This window comes from Thioalkalivibrio sp. ALE11 (genome assembly GCF_000381205.1).
GTDB lineage: Bacteria > Pseudomonadota > Gammaproteobacteria > Ectothiorhodospirales > Ectothiorhodospiraceae > Thioalkalivibrio.
Window position 1 is genome coordinate 1 of record NZ_KB906175.1, and the last position, 22,967, is coordinate 22,967.

General features: G+C 69.1%; 17 protein-coding genes and 1 tRNA gene. 7 read left to right on the plus strand and 11 right to left on the minus strand.

Features of this window, described 5'->3' with window-relative positions:
• Positions 1-264 precede the first annotated feature (264 nt).
• Together F620_RS0111345 and pdxH are read right to left on the minus strand one after the other, a co-directional pair.
• Positions 265-354, minus strand: a tRNA-Ser gene (locus F620_RS0111345).
• A 157-nt stretch (positions 355-511) separates the two neighbouring features.
• Positions 512-1,156 (minus strand): pyridoxamine 5'-phosphate oxidase, encoded by a 645-nt coding sequence (gene pdxH / locus F620_RS0111350; RefSeq protein ID WP_019570641.1) that lies wholly within the window; start codon positions 1,154-1,156, stop codon positions 512-514.
• Between the two features lie 152 nt (positions 1,157-1,308).
• Between pdxH and F620_RS0111355 the strand changes: the two genes are divergently transcribed.
• A complete protein-coding gene (locus tag F620_RS0111355) occupies positions 1,309-2,880 on the plus strand; it encodes a glutamate synthase-related protein (protein ID WP_019570642.1) in 1,572 nt (523 codons plus the stop codon).
• 101 nt (positions 2,881-2,981) lie between these two features.
• On the plus strand, positions 2,982-5,273 hold the full coding sequence (locus tag F620_RS0111360) for a YgiQ family radical SAM protein (protein ID WP_019570643.1): 2,292 nt from the start codon (positions 2,982-2,984) through the stop codon (positions 5,271-5,273).
• Positions 5,274-5,392: 119 nt separating this feature from the next.
• Here the strand turns inward: F620_RS0111360 and F620_RS0111365 are convergent, their stop codons facing one another.
• Genes F620_RS0111365 through hpnD form a run of 3 tightly spaced genes read right to left on the minus strand, consistent with a single transcriptional unit; the run spans position 5,393 to position 8,421 of the window.
• Complete coding sequence (locus tag F620_RS0111365; RefSeq protein ID WP_019570644.1) at positions 5,393-6,199, minus strand: SDR family NAD(P)-dependent oxidoreductase; 807 nt, start codon at positions 6,197-6,199, stop codon at positions 5,393-5,395.
• Positions 6,196-7,560 (minus strand): hydroxysqualene dehydroxylase HpnE, encoded by a 1,365-nt coding sequence (hpnE, locus tag F620_RS0111370; protein WP_019570645.1) that lies wholly within the window; start codon positions 7,558-7,560, stop codon positions 6,196-6,198. Before hpnE ends, F620_RS0111365 begins: the two co-directional genes overlap by 4 nt.
• Before the next feature lie 6 nt (positions 7,561-7,566).
• Positions 7,567-8,421, minus strand: a complete 855-nt coding sequence (gene hpnD / locus F620_RS0111375; protein ID WP_018870743.1) for a presqualene diphosphate synthase HpnD — start codon at positions 8,419-8,421, stop codon at positions 7,567-7,569.
• Between the two features lie 124 nt (positions 8,422-8,545).
• On the opposite strand from hpnD, the gene hemN reads away from it, so the two are divergent.
• On the plus strand, positions 8,546-9,940 hold the full coding sequence (gene hemN, locus F620_RS0111380; RefSeq protein ID WP_019570646.1) for an oxygen-independent coproporphyrinogen III oxidase: 1,395 nt from the start codon (positions 8,546-8,548) through the stop codon (positions 9,938-9,940).
• A 464-nt stretch (positions 9,941-10,404) separates the two neighbouring features.
• On the opposite strand, the gene wrbA is transcribed toward hemN, so the two are convergent.
• From wrbA to F620_RS0111400, 4 genes are all read right to left on the minus strand, one after another.
• A complete protein-coding gene (gene wrbA / locus F620_RS0111385) occupies positions 10,405-11,025 on the minus strand; it encodes an NAD(P)H:quinone oxidoreductase (protein ID WP_019570647.1) in 621 nt (206 codons plus the stop codon).
• Between the two features lie 90 nt (positions 11,026-11,115).
• Positions 11,116-13,914, minus strand: coding sequence for an EAL domain-containing protein (locus F620_RS0111390; protein WP_026331439.1), 2,799 nt, complete (start codon positions 13,912-13,914; stop codon positions 11,116-11,118).
• 49 nt (positions 13,915-13,963) lie between these two features.
• Positions 13,964-14,356, minus strand: a complete 393-nt coding sequence (locus F620_RS0111395) for a DoxX family protein (protein WP_019570649.1) — start codon at positions 14,354-14,356, stop codon at positions 13,964-13,966.
• Between the two features lie 34 nt (positions 14,357-14,390).
• Positions 14,391-15,323, minus strand: coding sequence for a phosphate/phosphite/phosphonate ABC transporter substrate-binding protein (locus tag F620_RS0111400; RefSeq protein WP_019570650.1), 933 nt, complete (start codon positions 15,321-15,323; stop codon positions 14,391-14,393).
• A 287-nt stretch (positions 15,324-15,610) separates the two neighbouring features.
• Between F620_RS0111400 and F620_RS0111405 the strand changes: the two genes are divergently transcribed.
• Both F620_RS0111405 and F620_RS14380 read left to right on the plus strand, forming a co-directional pair.
• Entirely contained in the window at positions 15,611-16,693 is a 1,083-nt protein-coding gene (locus F620_RS0111405; protein ID WP_019570651.1) for a hypothetical protein, read from the plus strand.
• Complete coding sequence (locus F620_RS14380; protein WP_019570652.1) at positions 16,690-17,544, plus strand: OmpA family protein; 855 nt, start codon at positions 16,690-16,692, stop codon at positions 17,542-17,544. Before F620_RS0111405 ends, F620_RS14380 begins: the two co-directional genes overlap by 4 nt.
• Here F620_RS14380 and glnD read toward each other — a convergent pair.
• Both glnD and map read right to left on the minus strand, forming a co-directional pair.
• A complete protein-coding gene (gene glnD / locus F620_RS0111415; RefSeq protein ID WP_019570653.1) occupies positions 17,432-20,137 on the minus strand; it encodes a [protein-PII] uridylyltransferase in 2,706 nt (901 codons plus the stop codon). The two genes, F620_RS14380 and glnD, sit on opposite strands and share 113 nt — an antisense overlap.
• Positions 20,138-20,168: 31 nt before the next feature.
• Positions 20,169-20,954, minus strand: a complete 786-nt coding sequence (gene map, locus F620_RS0111420) for a type I methionyl aminopeptidase (RefSeq protein ID WP_019570654.1) — start codon at positions 20,952-20,954, stop codon at positions 20,169-20,171.
• A 213-nt stretch (positions 20,955-21,167) separates the two neighbouring features.
• Here map and rpsB point away from each other — a divergent pair, with 213 nt between their 5' ends.
• Together rpsB and tsf are read left to right on the plus strand one after the other, a co-directional pair.
• The gene (gene rpsB, locus F620_RS0111425) at positions 21,168-21,932 is read left to right on the plus strand and encodes a 30S ribosomal protein S2 (RefSeq protein WP_018870733.1); all 765 of its coding nucleotides are present in this window, start codon (positions 21,168-21,170) and stop codon (positions 21,930-21,932) included.
• 63 nt (positions 21,933-21,995) lie between these two features.
• Positions 21,996-22,865, plus strand: a complete 870-nt coding sequence (gene tsf, locus F620_RS0111430) for a translation elongation factor Ts (protein ID WP_019570655.1) — start codon at positions 21,996-21,998, stop codon at positions 22,863-22,865.
• Positions 22,866-22,967 lie beyond the last annotated feature (102 nt).

Sequence of the window (22,967 nt, forward strand, 5' to 3'; positions counted from 1 at the left end):
CCGGCCCTGCATCCTTCATCCCTTCCGCGCTAAACTGGTTCATGACCTGCCCCCTCGATATTGGCTCTGTGTTGAAGGTGGTTGTCCCAACCCCGAGAACATAACCCACGCTCTCGAGGTCGGGCAGGTCAATCCATCATGTCTACGGGCATGTTCACGGGCGCCTGCGGCGATGTTCGAATCCCTCCGGCTATGGGGGGCATGCATAGAAAAGGGGCCGCGTGGGCCCCTTTTTTCGCGTGCAAGCACGCTCCTGCGGAATTCTGGCGGAGAGGGAGGGATTCGAACCCTCGGTACGCTCGCGCGTACAACGGTTTTCGAGACCGCCCCGTTCGACCACTCCGGCACCTCTCCGTGCTCCGGCCCGGTCGGTTGTTGCGACCGTCGCCAGTAGCGCTGCGCATCCTAGCAGATTCGGAGGCGGGGGCGGTAGGGTTGCCGTGGATAATCGGCGAGGGAACCCGGCTCCCGCATGCGGGCCGCCCGCATGGCGCGCTTCAGGATCGGCGGTTCAGGGCATCAGGCGGGTGATTTCCCAGTGTTCGCCGTTGTGATGGTAGGTGAAGCGGTCGTGCAGGCGACTGGCGCGGCCCTGCCAGAATTCGAAGAGCTCGGGCGCGAGGCGGTAGCCGATCCAGGCCGGGTCGCGGGGGACGTTGCCGTCGGGGTACTGCTGTTCCAGGTCCTTCACGCGCTGCTCCAGGGTGGCGCGGTCCTCCACCGGCTGGCTCTGCAGGGAGGCGGCGGCGGCCAGCCGGCTGCCGCCCGGCCGCTGGCTGAAGTAGTCGTCCGCGAGTTCGGCGGGCAGGGCGCTGACGCTGCCCTCGACGCGGATCTGGCGTTCGGTCTCGGGCCAGTAGAACAGCAGCGCGGCGCGGGGGTTCTCGGCGAGGTCGCGGCCCTTGTGGCTGCGCGAGTCGGTGTACCAGCAAAGGCCTTCGCCCTCGAAATGCTTGAAGAGGACGATGCGCGCCGAGGGCTGGCCGTCGGCGTCGGCGGTGGCCAGGGTCATGGCGGTGGGATCGGGGTTGCCGGCCTCGCGCGCTTCTTCCAGCCAGCGGGCCAGCAGCTGTGCGGGCTCCGGGGTCAGGTCGCTGCGGCGCAGCTCGGCGCGGGTGTAGTCGCGGCGGGTGTTGCGGTGGTCGACCTGGTTCATGCGGGGCTCCCGGGGGCAGTGGCACGATTCCTCATGATACGCCCCCGGGCGTCATCGCGCCCAGACGGGGCGGCCGGGTCGGGCGGTTTGCGCCGGGGTGCGGGTTTGTGGGTTCATGTCGGGTGAGCCGGACAACCCGACAGGAGGACACGATGAGCCGACCCGTGATTGCGGCACTGGAACCGCGTGGCGTGGAGCTGGAGAAGGGGAAGGAGTACTACTTCTGCCGCTGCGGACGTTCGGCGAACCAGCCGTTCTGCGACGGTTCCCACGCGGGGACGGGCCTGGGCCCGCTGGCGTTTACCGCGCAGGAGGATGGCGAGGCGTTTCTGTGCCAGTGCAAGCAGTCGGGCAATCTGCCCTATTGTGACGGTACGCACGCCGGGCTGGACGCGCAGGTCGGGGAGGCGCCGGAACCGGCGTCGGAGCCGGGCGGGAACGCCGGGAACGGCGGATCCGACGCGCCGCCCGATCCGCGCGCGACCGCGACCGAGCCGCATGTCGAGTTCATCCATGCGCTGGCGCGCGACGGCCTGGACGGGCTGGGTGCCCACGGACCGACGGTGGCGATGGGCGTGCCGCGCGACGACCTGCCGGGCTGGGATGCGCTGCAGCTGCTGGCGGCCCAGCTGGCGAGCCGGCCGCTGGAGGCCGGGGCGGAGGTGGCCACCGAGCTGGTGATCGGGCCGCAGGCGCAGCGGCCGCTGCGGCTGTCCATGCCCTGGCTGGTGACCGACATGAGCTACGGCTCGCTGTCGCGCGAGGCGCGTCTGGCGCTGGCACGCGGCGCGGAGCTCGCCGGCACCGGGGTGTGTTCCGGCGAGGGCGGCATGCTGCCGGAGGAGGCGGAGGCCGCCTCGCGCTACCTGTTCGAGCTGGGGCCGGCGCATTTCGGTTACGACGATTCCGTGCCCGAACGCGTGCAGGCCTTCCATTTCAAGGCCGGGCAGGCGGCCAAGACCGGCGTGGGCGGCGTGCTCCCCGGTTCCAAGGTGACCGACGAGATCGCGGCCGCGCGCGGGATCGAGGCCGGACGGGACGCGGTGTCGCCACCCGCCGATCCGGGGCTGCGCACGCCGGAAGATTTCCGCCGCTTCGCGGACGACGTGCGCCAGCGCTCCGGCGGCATCCCGGTCGGGTTCAAGCTGGCCGCGCACCACATCGAGGCGGACATCGATTTTGCCCTGGAGGCCGGTGCCGACTACATCATCCTCGATGGTCGCGGCGGGGGCACCGGCGCCGCGCCGGCGCTGCTGCGCGACCACATGGGGGTGCCAACCATCCCGGCGGTGGCGCGTGCACGCCGGCACATGGATGCCACCGGGGCCTCGGGCCGCGTGACGCTGCTGGTGACCGGCGGGCTGCGCACCCCGGCGGACTGGGTCAAGGCCCTGGCGCTGGGCGCCGACGGCGTGGCCCTGGGCAACGCCGCGCTGCAGGCGATCGGCTGTGTGGGGGCGCGCATCTGCCACACCAACCAGTGCCCGACCGGCGTGGCCACCCAGGATCCGCGGCTGCGTGCGCGCCTGGATGTGGAGACCGGGGCGGCGCGTCTGGGCCGGTTCCTGACCGATGGCACCGAACTGGCGCGGGTGCTGGCGCGGGCCTGCGGTCATGCGCGGCTGGAGGATTTCGGCCCCAACGATCTGTCGACCTTCGATCGCGATCTGGCCCGTCTGGCCGGGGTGCAGTACGCCGGCGTGCGCGACGCGCAGCACGTCTGAAGCCCCTGCCGCGCGCGGGTCGGGTTGAAGCCCGGGCCGCGCGCGCGTGTAATGGGTAATTACCCGATCGCAGTGCTCCGGAATCCCCGGAACGAGGCCGCATGTCCGCTTCCGTACCCGTTATCGCCGACGAGACCGTGCCCGGTCTGTTCGACCGCCGTCCGTACTGGGCCAAACGCTTCGGCACGGCGCCGTTCCTGCCGACCACGCGCGAGGAGATGGACCAGCTCGGCTGGGATTCCTGCGACATCGTGCTGGTCACCGGGGATGCCTATGTCGACCATCCCAGCTTCGGCATGGCCATCATCGGCCGGCTGCTGGAGGCGCAGGGCTTTCGCGTCGGCATCATCGCCCAGCCCGACTGGACCTCGGCCGAGCCGTTCCGCGCGCTGGGGCGGCCGAATCTGTTCTTCGGCGTGACCGCCGGGAACATGGACTCGATGGTCAACCACTACACCGCGGAACGGAAGAAGCGCTCCAACGACGCCTATACCCCCGGCGACGTGCATGGCAAGCGCCCCGACCGCGCGGTGATCGTGTACAGCCAGCGGGTGCGCGAGGCCTTCCGCGACGTGCCGGTGGTGATCGGCGGGATCGAGGCGAGCCTGCGGCGCATCGCCCATTACGACTACTGGCAGGACAAGGTGCGCCGCTCGGTGCTGCTGGATTCGCGCGCGGACATCCTGCTGTTCGGCAACGCCGAGCGCGCGCTGGTGGAGCTGGCGCATCGCGTGGCCGGGGGCGAGCATCCGCGCGAGATCAACGATCTGCGCGGCACCGCGTTCCTGCGTGACCGGGTGCCGGGCGATCACGTGGTGCTGGATTCCTCCGAAGTGGATACCCCGGGGCCGGTGGATGCGAACCCGGATCCCTATGCGGAGACCTCGGCGCAGGCCTGCGCGAGCGGGCAGGAATCCGGCACGCAACCCGGATCCGGGGGCGATGCCGAAGCGCAGGTCGTGCGCTTCCACCGCGAGATCCCGAAGGGCACGCCGCGCAGCCGCACGGTGATCCGCCTGCCGGCCTTCGAGCAGGTGAAGGGCGACGCGGTGCTGTACGCCCATGCCTCGCGGGTGATGCACCTGGAGACCAACCCGGGCAACGCGCGGGCGCTGGTGCAGCGCCACGGCGACAAGGAGCTGTGGCTCAACCCGCCGCCGGTGCCGCTGTCGACCCCGGAGATGGACGCGGTGTTCGATCTGCCCTATGCGCGCGCCCCGCATCCGTCCTACGGCGATGCGCGCATCCCGGCCTGGGAGATGATCCGCTTCTCGGTGAACATCATGCGCGGCTGCTTTGGCGGCTGCACCTTCTGTTCCATCACCGAGCACGAGGGGCGCATCATCCAGAGCCGCTCGGAGGACAGCATCCTGCGCGAGATCGAGGAGATGCGCGATCGCGTGGAGGGCTTTACCGGCGTGGTCTCGGATCTGGGCGGGCCCACCGCGAACATGTACCGCCTGGCCTGCAAGGATCCCGAGATCGAGAAGAACTGCCGGCGCCTGTCCTGCGTGTATCCCGGGATCTGCTCCAATCTGAATACCGACCATGCCCCGCTGATCCGCCTGTATCGCAAGGCGCGCGAGCTGCCGGGGGTGAAGAAGGTGCTGATCGCCTCGGGTCTGCGCTACGACCTGGCGATCGAGTCGCCGGAGTACGTGAAGGAGCTGGTGACGCACCATGTCGGCGGGTATCTGAAGATCGCCCCGGAGCACACCGAGGAGGGCCCGCTCGGTCACATGATGAAGCCGGGGATGGGTACCTATGACCGCTTCAAGGCGATGTTCGACAAGTATTCGAAGGCGGCGGGCAAGGAGCAGTACCTGATCCCGTACTTCATCGCCGCGCATCCGGGCACCACTGACGAGGACATGCTCAACCTCGCGCTGTGGCTCAAGCGCAATGGCTTCCGTGCCGACCAGGTGCAGGCCTTCCTGCCCAGCCCCATGGCCCTGGCCACCGCGATGTGGCACACCGGGCGCAACCCGCTGCGGGGTGTGCGGCGCCGGGCGGATTCACGGCTTTCCGTGGCCCGCGGGGCGCGGGCGCGGCGGCTGCACAAGGCGTTTTTGCGCTATCACGACCCGGATAACTGGCCGCTGCTGCGTGATGCGCTAAAGCGCATGGGTCGGCGCGACCTGATCGGCAACGGCAAGCACCACCTGATCCCCACCTGGCAGCCGGCGGGTACCGGGGGCAAGGGGGGCAGCAAGGGCGGCGGGGCGCGACCGGCCGCCGGCGGGCGCGTGACCCGCGGCGGCAAGGCGCTTCGGCAGCGCGGCGGCGAGGTGCGTACCCAGCACCTGGGCGTGGAGAAGGCCGCACGGCCGGCCCCGACCGGCCGCAAGCCGGGCCGCAAGGGCGGCCCGAAGAAGGGGCCGGGCAAACGGTAGGGGGCCGGCCCTCCGGCCGATCGGGGGCAGGTCCGGTGCCGGATCGGCCAGGGGCTGGCCTCCTACGGACGGTTCGGGGAGCGGTAGGAGGCCGGCCCCCCGGCCGATCGGGGCCGGAATCAGCCGTCGTAATCCGGGGGCAGGGGGCGGATCGGGAGGTGGCCTTCCAGGCGCAGGTTGTGGCCGGTGATGGCCGGGTCGCCGGGGTCGAGGAAGTAGAGATACGGGCCCACGGTGTCCTCGGGCGCGGGCAGGCTGGCCGGGTCTTCGCCGGGGTAGTGCGCGCGGCGGAAGCGGGTGCGCACCGGGCCGGTGTCCACGCCGTTGACGTGGATGAAGCCGCCTTCGTGACGGTGTTCGCGGTGCAGGATCTCCAGCAGGCTGTCCTGCGCCGCCTTGGCCATGCCGAAGGCGCCCCAGTAGGCGCGGCTGGCGTCCTGGGTGGAGATCACCAGACTGCCGGTCGGGCTGGCTTCCAGCAGCGGAATGACCGCCTGCACCAGGAAGAACGGCCCGTTCAGGTTGGTGTTGACGACCTTGAACCACAGTTCCGGGTCGTACTGCTTCAGCGGGGTGAGGGTGCCGGCCCACCCGGCATTGAGGACCACGCCGTCGAGCCGGCCGAGCGAGTCGCGGATGCTCTCGGCCATCTCGCCGTAATCCTTGACCGTGGCCCCCTCGTGGTTGAGCGGGTAGATCGCCGGCTGCGGGTGCCCGGCGGCCTCGATGGCATCGTACACGCGCTCCAGGCCCTTGATGTCCTTGTCCAGCAGGACCACCACGGCACCGGCGGCGGCGCAGGCCTCGGCGATCTGGCGCCCGATGCCGTCGGCCGCGCCGGTCACCAGGATCACGCGGTCGGCAAAGGCGCCGGGTTCGGGCCGATAGTCGATCAGCTTCGGGATGTCGAGCGGGGTGTCGGTCAAGAGAGGTCCTCCATGAGCAGATGCGCCGATTCTAAACCGGAGCGCACCGCGGCTTCGAGGGTGGATGGCAGGCCGGGGATCAGATAGTCCCCGGCGAGCAGCAGATCCCGGCGCGCGGTACGCGGTTCGGGACGGCGGGTGTCGATGCCGGTGCGGGCATCAAAGGTCGCGCGGCGTTCGCAGACCGCGTGCTGCGCGACCGGGGTGTCCAGTCCGGGCACGCAGCGTGCGAGTTCGTCGGCCACCGTCGCGCAGCGGGTGTCGGCGTCCATCGGTGCGGCATCGTCGGCGGCCGAGGTAACCACGGCCACCCATTCCGGATGCCCGGCGACCCGGCGCGGCACCGCCCACTGGCCATACTGCCCCAGCAGGCCGAGCAGCGGCGGCAGTTCCGCCGGGAGCGGGTGCGGATAACGCAGGTATACGGTGCAGATGCTGCGCGCACCCAGTTCGTTGATGCGGTCGCGGGTGTCGTCCAGATCCTCGTCGGGCGGGAGCAGCCCGGCGGCCGCCGCCGGGGTGGTGGCCAGGATCACGGCACGTGCCTCGATGCGTTGGCCCCCGCGATCCTCCAGCGTGACCGGCGATGCCCCCGAACCGGTCGGGTCGGGTGCCCCGGGTGCCCCGCGTGCCGTGATCCGCCGGACGCGTCGCCCGAGGTCGATCGTGGCGCCGTGCTGGCGCAGTTCGGCGACCGCCGGTTCCGGGTAGATCGCCCCCAGCGGCTGCGCCGGCAGCAGCAGGCGAGCCGCCTCCGGGCCGTGGGTCAGGGCCTCACGCAGCACCTCGCGGAACACCCGCGCCGAGGCGCTGCGCAGCGGGGTGTTCATGACCGCCAGGCACAGCGGCTCCCACAGGCGTTCGATCAGCGCGGGCGGCTGGTGGTGGTACTGCAGCCAGGCGCGCACCGGTCGGTCCTGATGCAGCGGGCCGTGCAGCAGGCCGACCGCACCCAGGGTGGCGCGCAGCCGTACGCCCAGCGGTTCGGTTTTCAGGGCGGCGTACAGCGCGCGGCCCAGCGCCGGCAGGCGCGGTGAGGCGGGATTCAGGCGCAGGGCCTCGGTGCCGTCGGCGGCACGCAGTTCCAGACCGAAGGGCAGGGCGTGGAAGGCCTGCTCCGGGTCGACGCCCACCGAGCGGATCTGTGCCAGCGCCGCTTCGCAGGCGCCCACCAGGATGTGCTGGCCGTTGTCCAGTGTGGTCCCGTCCAGGGTCAGGCTGCGGGCGCGGCCGCCGACCACCGCTGCGCTGTCCAGCAGGTGCACCGGGTGGCCGGCGCGCGCCAGCGCGAGCGCGGCGGTGAGGCCGGCCCAGCCGGCCCCGACCACCGCCACCGGACGGGCGTCGGACGCGACGGACACGCGGGCTCAGCCGCGCCGGCGTTCGCGGCGCAGGCGGCGGTAGGTGCGCCAGGCGATCCACAGCTTGCGCAGCGGGGTCAGGTGCACCCGGTGCTCCAGCACGCGGTAGCCGTCATCGGCGATTTCGTCCAGCAGGCGGCGGTAGATCGCGGCCATGATCAGGCCCGGGCGCTGGGCGTAGCGGTCCGCTGCCGGCAGTTCGGCCTCGGCCTTGTCGTAGTAGCGCCGGGCGCGTTCGGCCTGCTCCGCGAACAGCGCGCGGTGGCGGTCGTCGGTGAGGTTGCGCTGGAACTCCTCCGGGCGTACGCCGTGTTTCTGCAGTTCGTCCATCGGGATGTACACCCGCCCGCGCATCGCGTCCTCGTGCACGTCACGCAGGATGTTGGTCAGCTGCAGGGCCATGCCGAGATCGTGGGCGTACTTGAGCGTGCCGCGCTCGGTGAAGCCGAAGATGTGCGCGGAGAGGATGCCGACCACGCTGGCCACGCGGTAGCAGTACAGCGACAGCGTGGTGAAATCGGGGTAGCTGTCGTAGTCGAGATCCATCTGCATGCCGTCGATGATCTCGTCGAAGTACTCGCGACCCAGATCGAACGGGGCCAGATGCGGCTGCAGCGCGCGGGTGATGGGGTGCTGCGGGTCGCCGTCGTACAGCCGTTCGATCTCGCCGCGCCACCAGTCCAGCTTGGCGCGGGCCACGGCCTCCTCGCTGGTCTCGTCGACCACGTCGTCCACCTCGCGGCAGAAGGCGTACAGCGCGGTGATCGCGCGACGGCGGTCGTCTTCGAGGAAGCGGAAGGCGTAGTAGAACGAGGAGCCGCTCTTTGCGGCCTTTTCTTCGCAGTATTCGTCGGGTGACATGGTTTCTCGGGGCCGGGCCGGATGTGCGCGCAGAGGCTAGCATAAGGCGGGTTGGGTGACCTGCCTCAAGCCCCGGGGTGCGGCCCGGGGGTATCATGGGCTGGTCCGCCCACAGGAGTCCCCGATGGAACAGAGCCTGATCTTCGACCGCGAGATGCTGCAACGCTACGACGTCAGTGGCCCGCGCTACACGTCCTATCCCACCGCGCCGCAGTTCCACGAGGGTTTCGACGATACCACCTATGCGGTGCAGGCCGAGCGTTCGCAGGCCGATGGTGTCACGCGCCCGCTGTCGCTGTATGTGCACGTGCCGTTCTGCGACACGGTCTGTTTCTACTGCGCCTGCAACAAGGTGGTGACCGGCAATTACGAGCGGGCGCGCAGCTATCTGGACTATCTGGATCAGGAAATCGCGCTGCAGGGGCGGCTGTTCCATTCGGCGCGCCCGGTGGAACAGCTGCATTTCGGTGGTGGCACGCCCACCTATCTGAGCGATGCCGATCTGGACCGGGTGATGGATTCGCTGGGTCGCAACTTCAACCTCTCGGACGGGCCGGAGCGCGAGTTCTCCATCGAGATCGACCCGCGGGCGCTGCGCGAAGGCACGCTGCCGCTGCTGGCCGAGCGCGGTTTCAACCGCATCAGCCTGGGGGTGCAGGACTTCGATCCGGACGTGCAGCAGGCGGTCAACCGCGTCCAGCCATTCGAGGTGACCGCCGGGGCGATCGAACAGGCGCGGGCCTGCGGCTTCGGCTCCACCAATGTGGACCTGATCTACGGGCTGCCGAAGCAGACGGTGGAGACCACGCGGCGGACCCTGGAGCAAACCCTCGAGCTGCGGCCGGAGCGGCTGGCGATCTACAACTACGCGCATCTGCCGGAGCGGTTCAAGGTGCAGCGCCAGATCAACGAAGACGAGCTGCCCTCGGCGGCGGAGAAGCTGGCGATCCTGGAGACGACCATCGGCATGCTGACCGATGCCGGTTATGTGTACATCGGCATGGATCATTTTGCCCTGCCGGACGACGAGCTGGCCCGCGCCCAGCGCGCCGGCACGCTGCAGCGTAATTTCCAGGGCTACTCCACGCGTGCCGACTGCGACCTGGTGGCGATGGGGCCGACCGCGATCGGGCGTATCGGCGATACCTACAGTCAGAACGTGCGCGAGCTGGAGCAGTACTACGCGCGCCTGGATGCCGGGCGCCTGCCGGTGTTCCGCGGCATCGTGCTGTCGGATGACGACCGTCTGCGACGCGAGGTGATCACTGACATCATGTGTCATTCGCATCTGGATTTCGGCCGGGTGGAGGCCCGCCACGGCATCGATTTCCGTGAGTATTTTGGTGCGGAGCTGGAACGGCTGGACGAGATGGAACGGGACGAACTGGTGCGCGTGGGCGAGCGCGAGCTCGACGTGCTGCCACGCGGGCGCATGCTGCTGCGCAACGTGGCCATGGCCTTCGATGCCTGGCTGGACCGGCCGGAGGCCGCCCCGGTGAAATACAGTCGCGTGGTGTAGGAGGCCGGCCCTCCGGCCGATTCGGGCCTGGTGGGTTGTCGGGGCTTGATCGGCCAGGGGGCTGGCCTCCTACGGGGCGGGCCGGGTCTGGTGCCGGGTCGGCCAGGGGGCTGGCCTCCTACGGGGCGGGCCCGGTCTGGTGCCGGGTCTGGTGCCGGGTCGGCCAGGGGGCTGGCCTCCTGCGGGTCGGGCCCTGCCCGGTAGGAGGCCGGGCCTCCGGCCGATTTGGCGCGGTGGGTGGTCGGGGCTTGATCGGCCAGGGGGCTGGCCTCCTACAGGCCGGGCCCGGTCTGGTGCCGGGTCGGCCAGGGGGCTGGCCTCCTGCGGGTCGGGCCGGGTCTGGTGCCGGGTCTGGTGCCGGGTCGGCCAAGGGGCTGGCCTCCTGCAGGTCGACCCCGGCCCCGGTAGGAGGCCGGCCCTCCGGCCGATGGGGGCCGGGTTCTGGTGCCGGGTCGGCCAGGGGGTCAGCCGGCGGACTGGCCCAGCTTCTGGGCGCGGGCGACTTCGGCGACGTGGCGGCCCTGGGATTCGGCCATGCCGAGTTCGGCCTCGGTGGGCTGGCGGCTGCCGTCGCCGTCGGCCAGGGTGGTGGCGCCGTAGGGGGTGCCGCCGCTGATCTGGCCCATTTCCAGCAGGCGCTTTTCGGTGTACGGCAGGCCGACGATGGTCATGCCGAAGTGCATCAGGTTCACGATGGTGGAGATCAGGGTGGTCTCCTGGCCGCCGTGCTGGCTGGCGGTGGAGCCGAACACGCTGCCGATCTTGCCCACCAGGCGGTCGTTGAACCACAGCGAGCCGGTCTGATCCAGGAAGTTCGCCATCTGTGCGGCCATGCGCCCGTAGCGGGTGGGTGTGCCGATGATGATGGCGTCGTAGTCGGCCAGCTCCTCGGGGCGGGCGATCCCGGCCGGCTGGTCGAGCCGGGCGCCGGCATTGCGGGCGACATCCTCGGGCATCAGTTCGGGCACGCGCTTGATCGTGACCTCGGTGTCGGCCACCTCGCGGGCGCCACGCGCCTCGGCTTCGGCCATCTGCTCGATGTGGCCCCAGGTGGAGTAGTACAGCACGAGTACTCGGGTGGTCATGGCGGGTCCTTTCTTGCGGGATATTTCCCCAAGGTTAGATCCTGACCAGCCGAATGAAAATCGCCAGTTTGGCGATTGATTGTTCGATTTTTACGAATCGTTTTCGCCGGAGGCCGGGGCCAGCGGCTCGCCGGTGCCGGCGAGGGCCTCGACGGTTTCGATGGTTGCGGGACGGCCGTACAGAAAGCCCTGGAAGTGCCAGCAGCCCAGGTGCATCAGGAACGCGCGCTGGTCTTCGGTCTCCACGCCTTCGGCGATCACGTCCAGGCGGAGGGTGTGGGCGAGGTTGACCACCATCTCGGCGATGGCGGCGTCATTGGGGTCGTCGAGGACGTCGCGCACGAAGGACTGGTCGATCTTGAGCTGGGACAGCGGCAGTTGCTTGAGATAGGCCAGCGACGAGTAGCCGGTGCCGAAGTCGTCCAGGGCGAAGCCGATGCCCAGTTCGCGCAGCCGCTGCATGTTGTCGATCGCGTGATCGATGTCTTCCAGCAGCATGCTCTCGGTGATCTCGAGCTTCAGCCGGTGGCCCGGCGCGCCGGTGGCCTCCAGCAGGCCGGCGAGTTCGGCGACGAACGTACCGTGGCGGAACTGGCGCGCGCTCACGTTCACCGACAGGGTCAGGTCGCGCAGGGCGGGGTCGTGTTTCCACTGCGCCAGCCGCCGGCAGGCCTCCTCCAGGACGCGCTGGCCGATGGGTACGATCAGCCCGGTCTGCTCCGCGACCGGGATGAATTCGCCCGGCGAGACCCAGCCGCGTTCCGGGTGCGCCCAGCGCAGCAGGAGTTCGGCCCCGACCGGGCGGTCGTCGCTGTTGACCTGCAGCTGGCAGTGGACCTCGAACTCGTCTCTGCGCAGGGCTTCCCGCAGCTCGGTCTCGAGCTGGAAACGGGCTTCCACCGCGCGGTGCAGCTCGGGGTCGTAGAAGCGCACGGTGTTGCGCCCGGCGTTCTTGGCCCGGTACATCGCCAGGTCCGCCTGCTTGAGCACTTCCTGCACGCCGAGGTGGTCGCCGCTGAACAGGGTCGCGCCGATGCTGGGGCTCACGTGGCGGTCCTGGCCGCCGATCGGGAACGGCTCGCGCATCAGCTCGATCAGCTTGCGCCCCACCGCCTCGGCCTGGGTGGCGGCGCGATCCTGGTCGGCGTTGAGGTCGTTGAGCACGAGGACGAATTCGTCGCCGCCCAGGCGTGCCAGCGTGTCGGCCTCGCGGGTGGTGGTGCTCAGGCGGGCGGCGACCTGCTGCAGCAGTTCGTCGCCCACCGCGTGGCCGAGGGTGTCGTTGATGTCCTTGAAGTTGTCGAGGTCGAGGAACAGCGCCGCACCGTGCAGGCCGGTCCGGTGCGCATGCGCCAGTGACTGACACAGACGGTCGTGCAGCAGCGTGCGGTTCGGCAGGTGCGTGAGGTTGTCGAAGAAGGCGAGGCGCCGCACTTCTTCTTCCGCCCGCTTGCGGTCGCTGATGTCCATGATGGTGCCGAACAGCGCGATCACGCGGCCACGTTCGTCGCGCCGGGTGCTGGCGAACACGCTGACCCAGCGGGCATTGCCTGCGCGGGTGCGCAGGCGGATCTCTTCGGCAAAGTCGCGGTCCTGCTCGCCCTGCATCAGGGTGCGGCAGACCTGGTCGGCCTCCGCTTGGTGCTCGGTGGCCACGAATTCGCACAGGCTGCGGCCGAGGCTCTCGTCCACGCTGAAGCCGGTCAGCTTCTCCCAGGCGGGGTTGAGCAGGGTCCAGCGGCCCTCGGCGTCGGTGCGGAAGATCACCTCCGAGATGTTGTTGACGACCTCCTCGTAGCGCGACTCGGTCTCGTGCAGGGCGTCGGCGGCCTGGCGATGGGCGGTGATGTTGAGGGTCAGGCCGCGCAGTACCGGCTCGCCGCGGTCGTCGGCCGCCCAGGACAGGATGTCGCGCAGCCACATCCAGTGGCCGTTGCGGTGGCGGAAGCGGTAGTCCACCGGCCGCGGCCGTTCCGCGGGGTCGCGCGTGGCCTCCCGGACGCGGGGCAGGTCCTCCGGATGGATGCGGCGGACCCGCAGCCCCGGCCGGGCCAGGCGCTCGACCGGGTAGCCCAGCAGTTCGCGGGTGTCGCCGGCGACGAACTCCCAGTATCCGGTATCCGGGTGCGATTCCCACAGGATGGCGTCGGCGCCGCCCAGCATGGACTCCAGGCGCGCCACCGAACGGTTGAGCCGGAGGTTCTGCTGCTGGATCTCGCTCTGGGTGTTTTCCAGGTGGGCGGCGACGTTGTTGAACGTGCGGGCGAGATCGCCGAATTCGTCGTTGGAGGTGACCTTCAGGCGATATTCGAGATTGCCGCGCTGCAGGGCCTGGCCGCCCAGGTTGAGCAGCCGCAGCCGGCGGGTCACGATCAGCGCGAAGAGGGTCCCCGCGGCCATGGACAGGGCCAGCACGCCCAGGGCCAGGGCGATGTTGCGGTGCAGCAGGTCGGTGGCGAGGGCGTCGATATCGTCGGTGGAGTACTCGACGTGGATCGTCCCGAGGTGTTGCCCGGCCAGATCCACCGGGATGCCCATTTCCAGGGTGCCGGGTTGCTGGCGCAGGCCGTCGTGTTCGGGAAGGCTGGCGGGCACCGAACCCACATCGGCCATGCGTCGGCCGTCCGCGTCTTCGACCACCGCGTAACGCAGGGTCGTGTCCTGCTCCAGGTCGTCCAGCAGCTCCTGCAGCATGCCGGGGTCGGCGTAGGCCAGACCGGGCCCGACGGCCGAACTCAGCAGACGGCCCTGCTGGTCGGCGAAGCGTTCCAGCACCTCGGCCTGGTTGTCGCGGATAAGCGAGGTTCCGCTGGCCATCAGCACGATGACCATCACGGCCTGGATGGCGACCGTGCCGATGGCGATCTGCGCGGCGAAATTCAGGCGCATGGCATCATGCCCGATCACGCGTGCAGAGCAGGCCGCCCGCCAAGAGGTCTCAGCTCCGGTTGACCGAGTAGCGCCCGGGGCCGGTCAGCGCCAGGGCGACCGCCGCGAACAGGAACATGCCCTGCAGTTCCAGGGCCCAGCCGCCGTGGGCGGTCAGGTCGGTCAGTTCGTGGGCATGGGCCAGGGCGATGGCGACCACCATGTTGATCGCGATCAGCACCGCGCCGATGCGCGAATACAGCCCGAGGATCACCAGCACCGGGGCCAGGACTTCGCCGATGTAGACGCCCCAGGCCACGAACGCGGGCAGGCCGGCGTCCACGACCATGGATTCGATGCCGCCGATCCCGCCGAGGATCTTGTCGATCCCGTGCAGCAGGATGAGGATCCCCAGCGCGAGGCGCAGGACCAGTTTTCCGGTGTCGTCGAGCATGCTGTCCATGGTGTCCCCCGTTGTGGTTCGAGTGGTGGCGGATTCAGTGGTCCGTAACCGCCGGGTCGTCGCTGTCGGGAAGGACAAAGCCCGGATCCGGCAGCGGCATCATTTCCGGGATGGCGTCCGTGTCGAAGGCTTCAAAGCCCCGATGGCCGATGCGCCCCAGGCGCTCGCGCCCCTCCGGCGTGTCGCTCAGCGCGGTCAGCTGTCCGGCCAGGTCAACGGTGGCCGGCAGGCGGTCCTCGCGCGCCAGGATGACCGCACCCGGGAAACGCGGCGTGCGCATCAGCATGCGCACCAGCTGACCGTCCCGCAGGGAGATCAGGCGTTCCCGGTCCGGGTCACGCGTTTCAGGACGTGTGGAACCCGCCTCGTCATCCACCACCATGATCGCAGCATCCGCAAGCCCGCGCTGCAGCGCATCCAGGGCGGTCTCGTGATGGGAATAATAGAGGTACTCCGGCGGATTGTCCGCCAGTGGCAGATCCAGCAGATAACGCACGGCCACGGTGCCCATGCTCAGGCGCGGCGGGGCGGCGATGGTGTGCCCGGCCAGGTCCTGCACCGAGCCGATCGGGGAATCGACCGGCGTCACGATCCGCGCGGAGAGGCGGTGGGTGGCCGCGACCAGCGGGCGGTAGTCGCCGTGCGTGCGGGCGCGCCGGGCCAGGTGGGACCCGGTGAGCACCAGATCGTAACGGCCCGCATCGGTTCGCCCGAGGAAGGTTTCGAAATTGCGTGCGGTCTCGATGCGCACTTCGCGGTCGAGGGTCTGCGACAGCCAGTCCCGCAACGGTGCATAGCGCTGAAACAGGCTCTTGGGACTGGCGAACGGAAGGATGCCCAGGGTCACGGGTTCGGCATCCGCCGCGGGGCCCTCCGCCGTCTGCGCGGTTGCGGGGAGTGCGGCGGCCATGCTCCCGAGCAGCAGGACCAGGGTCAGGATCAGGGGCAGGTTGGTGCGGCCTGGCATCGGGCCCTCCCGGGGCAAATCAGTCCCTCAGGGTAGCGTTTCTGGCGGCGCTTTGCCGTCCACCGGCGATCGGCGCCCCACGGCATGACGGATTGTTGACGGTGCGGGCTCGGGATGGAGCCGCGGGCGCCTCCGACGGTGTCGGAAGGTCGACGTTTGTCGGGACGACGTCCGTGCGCGCGGGGCCTGCGACGGGTGGCCCTGATATTGCTTCCTGATCCGGGGAGTCGGCATGGCCATGGCGCCGCGGGCGTTTCCCGGGCGCCGACACCCGGACAGGAGCAAGCATGACACAGTGGTTGAACGGACTGGCGAGCGCCCTGCTGGGGACGCTGGAGGCGCTGACGCCGATGACCGTGATCGGAGCGTTTTCCCTCGGCCTGCTGGTCCTCGCCGGCCTGGCGCTGGCGGGCATGGCGCTGGGCTGGATGACGCGGCTGCAGGCGGCGGCCCCGGCACTGCTGACCACGCTGGGGATCCTCGGGACCTTCCTCGGGGTGGCGATCGGGTTGCTGGACTTCGATGCGGCGCGGGTCGAGGCCTCGGTGCCGGCGCTGCTGGAAGGGCTGAAGCTGGCCTTCGTCACCAGTATCGTCGGCATTGCGCTGGCGGCCCTGTTGCGCCTGCTACAGGTGCTGCGGCCCGAGCCCGCCGCCGCGGATGATCCGGACGCGGCCGGGGGCACGGGGGCCGCGGGCGGCAACGGGTTGCCGCAGGACCCGGCCCTGGTGCCGGATCTGCTGCGCGAACAGCGCGATGCGATGCAGGCGGTGGCGCAGCGGCTGGAGGCCATGGACCGCGGCCTGGAGGAGCGTCAGCAGCGCCAGCATCGCGAGACCCTGGAGGCACTGGACGGGCTGGCGGAGCGCATGAGCGAGATGAGCAGCGGCCATCTGGTGGCGGCGCTGGAGCAGGTAATCCGCGACTTCAACACGCGCCTGGGCGAACAGTTCGGCGAGAATTTCCGCCGCCTGGATGCCTCGGTGGGTCGCCTGCTGGAATGGCAGGGGCAGTACCGCGACCAGATGGAGGAACTGCGGCGGGCGTTCGACCAGGCGCGCGAGGGCATGGAGCACTCCGGTGCCAGTCTGGAGAAGCTGACCGATCAGGCCTTCCGCATCACCCGGCACGTGGAGGACCAGGATGCGACGCTGTCCAGCCTGCGCCGCGAGACGGTGGAGCTGGAGGCCCTGCTGGGATCCATCGCGGCGCTGCGGGATCGTGCGACGGAGGCCTTCCCGGCGATGGACGCGCGTCTGGAGGGCATGCTGGAGAGCCTGGAGAACGCGATCGAGGCGGGACAGGCCGCGCAGGCGCGCTGGTCCGCGACCGAAGGGCGCAGCATGGCGGCTGCCGGGGGGCGCTCGTGATCCTGCGGCGGCTGTTTGCCCGGCGGGTGCGGGCTGCGGGGGAAACGCCTTCCGAGCAGGGTTCGCAATGGCTGGCGGTGGCCGACCTGATGGCCGCGCTGATGATGATCTTCCTGTTCATCGCGGTGCTGCACATGGTGCAGGTGGAACGCTCGCATGCGGCCCACGAAGAGACCCGCAGCGAGGCGCTGGCACTGCGCGATGCGATCCACGCCGCGTTGCTCGACGAATTCGAGGGGGACCTGGAGCGCTGGAACGCGGAGCTGGACCGCGAGGATCTGACGCTCAGCTTTCGCGAGCCGGAAGTGCTGTTCGAGCAGAGTTCGGCGGCGATCCGGCCGCGCTTCGAGGCCATCCTGGAGGATTTCATGCCGCGCTACGCCGAGCGCCTGCGGCCGTTCGCCGGGGTCATCCGCGAGGTGCGCATCGAGGGCCATACGTCCAGCGAATGGGCCGGGGCGGAAGACGCGCGCGAGGCCTATTTCGCCAACATGGACCTGAGTCAGCGGCGTACGCGTTCGGTGCTGGAATACGCCTGGGGTCTGGAGCGCGTGCGCGGCGAGGACTGGTTCCGCGAGCGCGTCGCGGCGGTCGGCATGTCGTCCTCGCGCCGGGTGCTGGATGAGCGCGGACGCGAGGACCGCGAGGCCTCGCGGCGGGTGGAGTTCAGCGTGCTGACGGATTTCGAGTCGCGCCTGCTGGGCGAGGCGGGCGAGCCGGGCGCCGCGGAGGCGGAGGTCATGCCGGTCCCGCGTCCGCTGCATTCGGGCCCGCATTCGAACTCGGGGGCTCCGACTCCCGGATACCCTCCAGCAGGGCCGTGCGCAGGCGCTCGCGTTCGGCCGCGGTGAGCGGCCGGCGGTCGCTGCCGGTGAGGGTGAAGCTGTCCTCGACCTGTTCCCCGGCGGTGGCGATGCGCGCGGTGCGGATGTCGGTGTCGTGCTCGGCGAGCACATGGCCGACAGTGGACAGCAGGCCCGGGCGGTCCAGCGCGCGGATGCGCATGCGCGTGGCACCGCCCGGCGAACCTTCCTCGAATTCCACCCGGGTGTCGACGTCGAAATGCTTCAGCCGCCGCGGGAGCTGGCGCTGCACCGGGGCCGCACCGACGGCGCCATCGCGCAGCGCCCGGTTAAGGGTCGCGCAGATTTCCTGGGTGCGGTAGCCGGATTCGACGGTCTGGCCGGCGTTCTCCAGCACCAGAAAGGTGTCCAGGCTGTGACCGTCGGCGGTACTGATGATGCGGGCGTCGACGATGTCCAGACCGAGCTGGGCGAGGGCGGCGGTGGTCCGCGCGAACAGGCGCGGGTGGTCCTCGGCATAGACGAAGACCTCGGTGCTGCCGCGCGAGGTGCGCGGGCGGACCAGCACCAGGGGCAGATCCTCGAGGTCGTTGTTCAGCAGGGCCTGGGTGTGCCAGGCGATCTCGTCGGGCGAATGGCGCAGGAAGTATTCGTCATCCAGGCGGCCCCACAGCACGGCGGCATCTTCCCCGCCGATGCCCTGCGGCGCCAGCAGTTCCAGGGCTTCGCGGCGGGTCTGGCGGATCTGTTCCTCCATGTCGGGCGGTCGGTCGAGCCCGCGGTCAAGGACGTTGCGCGTGGCGTGGTACAGCGTCTGCAGCAGGGAGTCCTTCCAGCTGTTCCACATCTCGGGATTGGTGCCGCGGATGTCGGCGATGGTCAGCAGATAGAGGAAATCGAGGCGCTCCGGCGAGCGCACCTCGCGCGCGAATTCCATCACCACGTCGGGGTCGGAGATGTCGCGGCGCTGGGCGGTCAGCGACATCAGAAGGTGCGAACGCACCAGCCAGGCGACCAGCGCGGCGTCCTCCTCCGACAGCCCGTGCTGCTGGCAGAAGTGCAGCGCGTCCTGTGCGCCCAGCTCCGAGTGATCGCCGCCGCGGCCCTTGGCGATGTCGTGGAACAGCGCGGCCAGGACCAGGCGTTCGGGGCGTTCCAGGCCGGCGTGGATCTCGCTGGCCAGCGGGTGTTCGTGGGCGAACTCGGGCAGCGCCAGGCGGCGGGCGTTGCGCACCACGTGCAGGGTGTGTTCGTCGACCGTGTAGACGTGGAACAGGTCGTACTGCATGCGCCCGATAATGCGGCCGAAGGCGGGCAGGTAGTTGCCCAGCACGCCGTAGCGGTTCATCCGCCGCAGCTGGCTGGTGATGCCGCGCGGGGCGCGCAGGATCGCCATGAACAGCTCGCGGTTGAGGCGGTTGCGGCGGAAGTGGCCGTCGATCAGGTGCCGGTGGGCGCGGATCAGGCGCACCGTGGAGGCGCGGATGCCCTGGATCTCCGGGTGCTGCTGGAGGATACGGAAGACTTCCAGCAGGGCCGGCGGGTAGATCATGAAGACCTGGTCGTGGGCGACTTCCAGGTAGCCGCCACGGACCTGAAAGCGGGGATGGATGCGTTCGGGCTGCTGGAGCTGCTTCGGGTCATCCAGGATCGCCTCGTTGAAATGCTGCAGCAGCAGTTCGTTCAGGCGCTCCAGGTCGTTGATCGTGCGGAAGTAGCGCTGCATGAACTGCTCGACCGCCCGGTTGTGGTTCTGGTCGACGAAGCCGAAGGTGCTGGCGAGCTGACGCTGCAGGTCGAACAGCAGGCGGTCCTCGCGCCGGCCGGTGAGCATGTGCAGGGCAAACCGCACCCGCCAGAGGAAGTTCTGTCCCTCCACCATTTCCCGGAACTCGCCCTCGCGCAGAAAGCCGAGCGAGACCAGCTCCTCGATCCGTTCCGCGCCGAAGTGGCGCTTGGTTACCCAGCCGATCATCTGGATGTCGCGCAGTCCGCCGGGGCCTTCCTTGACGTTGGGTTCCAGACGATAGGCGGTTTCGCCGAAGCGGCGATGGCGGGCCTGCTGTTCGGCCAGCTTGGCGGCGTAGAAGCTGCGCGAATCCCATACGCGATCGGCTTCGATCGCGGCGCGAAAATCGTTGAAAAGGGTCAGGCTTCCGCTCAAATAGCGCGATTCGATCAGGTTGGTGACCACCGTGATGTCGTCGCGGGCCTCGCGGGTGCAGTCCTCGATGCTGCGTACGCTGTGGCCGACCTCGATGCCGATGTCCCAGAGGAAGGTGACGAACTCGCCGATGCGTTCGGAGCGCGTGGCGTCATGTTCGCCCGTCACCAGGATCTGGATGTCGATGTCGGAGGCCGGGTGCAGTTCGCCCCGGCCGTAGCCGCCGACCGCCACCAGACACAGGTTCGGGTCGGCGGCGAGGCCGAACTGGGCCCAGATCAGGCGCAGGAGGTCGTCGATCCGGCGGGCGTGGCCGAAGATCAGATCCTCGATCGCCACCCCTTCATGGAAGCCCCGGTACTGCTGTTCCACGATCCCGCGGCGATATTCGCGGAACCGCGCGATGTCACCGGGGTGGCGGCTGAGCTCCCGGTAGTCCGCGCTGCTGTCGGTCAGGGCGGGTTCCGTGTTGGCCATGCGCGCCTCCGGGGCGGTGTCGGGATGGATGTCAGGCGGCCACTTCCTGCGGCGGGGTCTCATCCTTGCGCAGGGTCAGGATCTCGTAGCCGTCGTCGGTCACCAGCAGGGTGTGTTCCCACTGGGCCGAGGGACTGCGGTCCTTGGTGACCGCGGTCCAGCCGTCGGCCAGGACTTTCGTGTGGCGCTTGCCGGCGTTGACCATGGGTTCGATGGTGAAGCACATGCCGGGCTCCAGCACCATCCCGGTCCCGGGCTTGCCGTAGTGCAGCACCTGCGGATCCTCGTGGAAGCCGCGCCCGATGCCGTGGCCGCAGAACTCGCGCACCACCGAGCAGCGCTGCTTCTCGGCGTAACTCTGGATCGCGTGGCCGATGTCGCCCAGGGTCGCGCCGGGGCGCACCTGCTGGATGCCCAGGTACATGCCGGTGCGGGCGACGTCGATTACCCGCTGCGCCTGGATGCTCGGCTTGCCGACCGTGAACATGCGGCTGGTGTCGCCGTGGAACCCGTCCTTGATCACCGTGACGTCGATGTTGACGATGTCGCCGTTCTTGAGTGTGCGATCCCCGGGGATCCCGTGGCACACCACGTGGTTGACCGAGGTGCACACCGATTTGGGGAACCCGCGATAGTTCAGCGGTGCGGGCGTGGCCTGCTGCTCGTTGACGATGTAGTCATGGCAGATCCGGTCGAGCTCGCCGGTGGTGACGCCGGGGACGACATGGGGCTCGATCATCTCCAGCACTTCGGCGGCCAGACGGCCCGCCACGCGCATGTACTCGATTTCTTCCGGGGTCTTGATGGTGACGGACATGGGGTCTCCGGACGCGGCATGACGGGCCGCGCGTGCTTGGTTCGAATAAGCGTTCTATGCTATAAAGCGCGCGCTTCGCTGGCAATTGAGCGGAGACTTGCAACCTTAATCCACACACGTATCGACACGGTCTGTCGGGTGCTGGTTCGCGCGAGCGGGCCGGTTTCAGGCCGGGATGCGTGGAGGCCCAACCCGTACAACAGGAGAACACTCATGTCCCTCGTGACCATGCGTCAGATGCTGGAGGCCGGCGTCCATTTCGGCCACCAGACCCGTTACTGGCATCCCAAGATGGCGCCGTACATCTTCGGCGAGCGCAACAAGATCCATATCATCAACCTGGAAAAGACCCTGCCGATGTTCAACGACGCGTTGAACTTCCTCGGCAAGGTCGCGGCCGACGGTGGCCAGATCCTGTTCGTCGGCACCAAGCGCTCCGCGCGCGACGTCGTCGCCGAAGAGGCCCGCCGCTGCGGCATGCCCCACGTCACCCACCGCTGGCTGGGCGGCATGCTGACCAATTTCAGCACCGTGAAGCAGTCGATCAAGCGTCTCAAGGATCTCGAGACGATGGACACCGACGGCTCCTTCGACGTGCTGAACAAGCGCGAGGCGCTGTCCCGCCGTCGCGAGAAGGACAAGCTCGATCGGAGCCTGGGCGGCATTAAGGACATGAACCGCATGCCGGATGCCATGTTCGTGATCGACGTCGGTTACGAGCGCATCGCGGTCAACGAGGCGAAGAAGCGCGGTATCCCGGTGGTCGCCGTGGTCGACTCCAACAATCCGCCGGACGGCGTGGACTACGTGATCCCGGGCAACGATGACGCGATGCGCGCGATCCAGCTGTACGTCGCCGCAGTCGCGGACACCATCATCGAGGCCAAGGGCACGATGACTACCGCCGCCGGCGAAGAGGCGTTCGGCCAGGCCGAAACGGCCGAAGCTGCCGAGGCTTCGGCCGCCGACCAGGCTTGATGAAACCGGCCGGCCGCGATCCGCGCGGCCGGCCCCGCAAGAATTCTTCAGGAGTTGATTCCGATGGCAATCAGTGCTGCCCAGGTTAAGGAACTGCGCGAACGCACCGGCGCAGGCATGATGGAATGCAAGAAGGCCCTCACCGAAACCGACGGTGACCTCGAGGCCGCCGTGGAGGCCATGCGCAAGTCCGGCATGGCCAAGGCCGACAAGAAGGCCGACCGCGTGGCCGCCGAGGGTCGCGTGGAGATCGTCAGCGAGGGCAACCGCGCGGTGATCGTGGAAGTGAACTGCGAGACCGACTTCGTCGGCAACGACGACAACTTCCGTGCGTTCGCCACGCGCTGCGCGCAGACCGCGCTGAACACCGAGGCCACCGACGTGGATGGCCTGATGAACGAAGAGGTCGAGGGCGAGAAGCTGGAAGAGCATCGTACCCAGCTGGTGGCCAAGGTCGGCGAGAACGTGCAGGTTCGCCGTTTCGAGCGCCTCAACGCCGAGGGTTCGCTGGGCGCTTACCAGCATGGCGCGCGCATCGGCGTGCTGGTGGCCCTGGATCAGGCCGATGACGAGCTGGCGAAGCACATCGCCATGCACATCGCGGCCCAGCAGCCGGTGTGCGTGGACGAGGACGAAGTCCCGACCGAGATGCTCGACAAGGAACGCGCGATGTTCAAGGCCCAGGCCGAGGAATCCGGCAAGCCGGAGAACATCGTCGAGAAGATGATCGAAGGCCGCATCCGCAAGTATCTGGGCGAGATCACCCTGGTGGGTCAGGCGTTCGTGATGAACCCGGACCAGACCGTGGGCGACCTGCTCAAGGAGAAGGGCGCGAAGGTCACCGGCTTCGTGCGTTACGAAGTGGGCGAGGGTATCGAGAAGAAGAGCGAGAACTTCGCCGAGGAAGTGATGGCGCAGGCCCGCGGGGCCTGAGCCGGCCGGGCCGGATCCTGCGGGGTCCGGCCTGCCCGTAACAAGCAGCATTTCAGGATTAATACCACTCCGATCCCGTCAGCCAGCCCGAGAAAAGGAACC

Excerpts from the sequence above, each read along its gene's own strand:
- pdxH (WP_019570641.1), bottom strand. The coding sequence starts at position 1,156 with ATGAACCAGGTCGACCACCGCAACACCCGCCGCGACTACACCCGCGCC.
- F620_RS0111355 (WP_019570642.1), top strand. The coding sequence starts at position 1,309 with ATGAGCCGACCCGTGATTGCGGCACTGGAACCGCGTGGCGTGGAGCTG.
- F620_RS0111360 (WP_019570643.1), top strand. The coding sequence starts at position 2,982 with ATGTCCGCTTCCGTACCCGTTATCGCCGACGAGACCGTGCCCGGTCTG.
- hpnD (WP_018870743.1), bottom strand. The coding sequence starts at position 8,421 with ATGTCACCCGACGAATACTGCGAAGAAAAGGCCGCAAAGAGCGGCTCC.
- hemN (WP_019570646.1), top strand. The coding sequence starts at position 8,546 with ATGGAACAGAGCCTGATCTTCGACCGCGAGATGCTGCAACGCTACGAC.
- wrbA (WP_019570647.1), bottom strand. The coding sequence starts at position 11,025 with ATGACCACCCGAGTACTCGTGCTGTACTACTCCACCTGGGGCCACATC.
- F620_RS0111390 (WP_026331439.1), bottom strand. The coding sequence starts at position 13,914 with ATGCGCCTGAATTTCGCCGCGCAGATCGCCATCGGCACGGTCGCCATC.
- F620_RS0111395 (WP_019570649.1), bottom strand. The coding sequence starts at position 14,356 with ATGGACAGCATGCTCGACGACACCGGAAAACTGGTCCTGCGCCTCGCG.
- F620_RS0111400 (WP_019570650.1), bottom strand. The coding sequence starts at position 15,323 with ATGCCAGGCCGCACCAACCTGCCCCTGATCCTGACCCTGGTCCTGCTG.
- F620_RS0111405 (WP_019570651.1), top strand. The coding sequence starts at position 15,611 with ATGACACAGTGGTTGAACGGACTGGCGAGCGCCCTGCTGGGGACGCTG.
- glnD (WP_019570653.1), bottom strand. The coding sequence starts at position 20,137 with ATGGCCAACACGGAACCCGCCCTGACCGACAGCAGCGCGGACTACCGG.
- map (WP_019570654.1), bottom strand. The coding sequence starts at position 20,954 with ATGTCCGTCACCATCAAGACCCCGGAAGAAATCGAGTACATGCGCGTG.
- rpsB (WP_018870733.1), top strand. The coding sequence starts at position 21,168 with ATGTCCCTCGTGACCATGCGTCAGATGCTGGAGGCCGGCGTCCATTTC.
- tsf (WP_019570655.1), top strand. The coding sequence starts at position 21,996 with ATGGCAATCAGTGCTGCCCAGGTTAAGGAACTGCGCGAACGCACCGGC.